Source organism: Streptomyces sp. NPDC055078, assembly GCF_053607985.1.
This window is the reverse complement of sequence record NZ_JBSGUP010001067.1, coordinates 1-1,632: the sequence shown is the minus strand read 5'-3', so window position 1 is coordinate 1,632 and position 1,632 is coordinate 1. Positions and strand designations below refer to the sequence as shown.

The window sequence follows — 1,632 nt, the reverse complement described above, 5'->3', positions numbered from 1 at the left end:
GTCAGGCGCTCAGCGCGTGGGAGCCGGACGGGCCCGGGGTGCTGCGGCTGCCGTCCGGGCTGCTGGTCCGGGGGCGCGGGCTGCGCCACCCGCTCCCCGAGGGGCATACGCCCGACTTCGGTGTGTATCTGCTCGGCCGGCGCCCGCCCGAGGTCCCCTGGGAGGCCCGCTGGCTGCGCTGGCCGGACTTCCGGCTGCCCGCCGACCGGGCACGCGCCCGGGAGATCCTCACCGAGGTGTGGGAGCGGGCCGCCGGTGAGCGTGTCGAGGTCGCGTGCGGGGGCGGACGCGGGCGTACCGGCACCGCTCTGGCGTGCATCGCGGTGCTCGACGGGGTGCCGGGGGACGACGCCGTGACATTCGTACGGCGGGGATACGACCGGCATGCCGTGGAAACACCCTGGCAGCGGCGGTACGTACGGCGATTCGGCGCCCGGGTGCCCGCGCGGGAGCCGCGCGAGGCACACTGAAGACATGTGCCGCAGTATCAAGACCCTTCGCCCGCCGGTCCTCCCCGAGGAAGCCACCGAGGACGACATCCGCGCCGCCGCGCTTCAGTACGTACGGAAGGTGTCCGGCTTCCGGGCGCCCGCCGCGCACAACCGCGAGGTGTTCGAGCAGGCCGTCGACGCCATCGCCGATGCGACCAGCCGACTCCTCGACGGGCTGGAGGTCAGGGGAGCGGCTAAGCCGTCTCACCGGCAGGCCGCTGCCGCGGCCGACGCATGACATAGGCCGCGAGGGCGCCGGCGGCGAAGAGCGCCAGTACGGAGACGGCCGCGCCGACCCAGCTCGCGCCCAGCCACTGGCCGCCGAAGTAGCCGAGGCCCACGCTGTACCCGGCCCAGGCCACCCCCGCCAGTGCCGACCAGGGAAGGAACTCCTTCACCTTGCGGTGGGCGGCGCCCGCGCCCAGGGAGACGACCGAGCGGCCGGCCGGGGCGAAGCGGGCGATCACGACGAGCGGGCCGCCGCCGCGATTCACGGTGGTGCCGAGGCGGTCGCGCGCGGTGGTCAGCCGGCGTGACTTGGCGATCGCCCGGTCGAAGCGGTCCCCGCCGCGCCGGGCGAGCCGATAGGCGACCAGATCGCCGAGCACCGATGCGGTGGCCGCGCACAGGACCAGTACGAGCAGGGACGGCACCTCGCGGGGGACCTGCTGGGCCGCGCCCGCCACGGTGGTCGCGGTGGTCGAACCGGCCGCGGCGGCCGTCGCCGCCGTGATCACCAGCACCCCGCTGGGCAGCACCGGCAGAAACACATCGAGGAGTACGGAGAGCGCCACCACCGCGTAGATCCAGGGGCTGCCGGTCAGCGGCCCCAGACTGTCCAGCACGTGACTCTCCCCGTTTCGTGAACTCGCCGCGACGTTGGAGGTGGTCGGTGTGGCGGCAGTAACAGCTGTACAGCGTACGCCGGAGGTTTGCTCCGAGATCACCCGGGGGTCGCCGATGTTGTGATCATCACTTCGCCCGGAATGGGGTGTCGTGCCCATCCCCGAGAGGTGTCCGCCACCCCTGCGGGGCGTCTCCCTCGGGGGACTTGTCCCACCGGGCGAGGTGACGGCGCGGGGCGGGGTGACGGCTCGGGCGGGGTGACGACCCGGGGCCGCGAGGGCCGCCCGCCCAACCC

At 74.2% G+C, this 1,632-nt stretch carries 3 protein-coding genes; 2 read left to right on the top strand and 1 reads right to left on the bottom strand.

The window, feature by feature from the left end; genetic code table 11:
* Together ACWF94_RS40175 and ACWF94_RS40170 are read left to right on the top strand one after the other, a co-directional pair.
* Positions 1 to 470, top strand: a 470-nt coding sequence (locus tag ACWF94_RS40175) for a protein-tyrosine phosphatase family protein (RefSeq protein ID WP_453500198.1), incomplete at its 5' end; no start/stop codon positions are given.
* A 4-nt stretch (positions 471 to 474) separates the two neighbouring features.
* Entirely contained in the window at positions 475 to 729 is a 255-nt protein-coding gene (locus ACWF94_RS40170) for a DUF2277 domain-containing protein (protein WP_453500196.1), read from the top strand.
* On the opposite strand, the gene ACWF94_RS40165 is transcribed toward ACWF94_RS40170, so the two are convergent.
* The gene (locus ACWF94_RS40165) at positions 686 to 1,336 is read right to left on the bottom strand and encodes a DedA family protein (protein WP_453500194.1); all 651 of its coding nucleotides are present in this window, start codon (positions 1,334 to 1,336) and stop codon (positions 686 to 688) included. The genes ACWF94_RS40170 and ACWF94_RS40165 overlap by 44 nt on opposite strands.
* Positions 1,337 to 1,632 lie beyond the last annotated feature (296 nt).

Bases quoted from the DNA above. Each gene is read 5' to 3' on its own strand.
- ACWF94_RS40170 (WP_453500196.1), top strand. From the start codon at position 475: ATGTGCCGCAGTATCAAGACCCTTCGCCCGCCGGTCCTCCCCGAGGAA.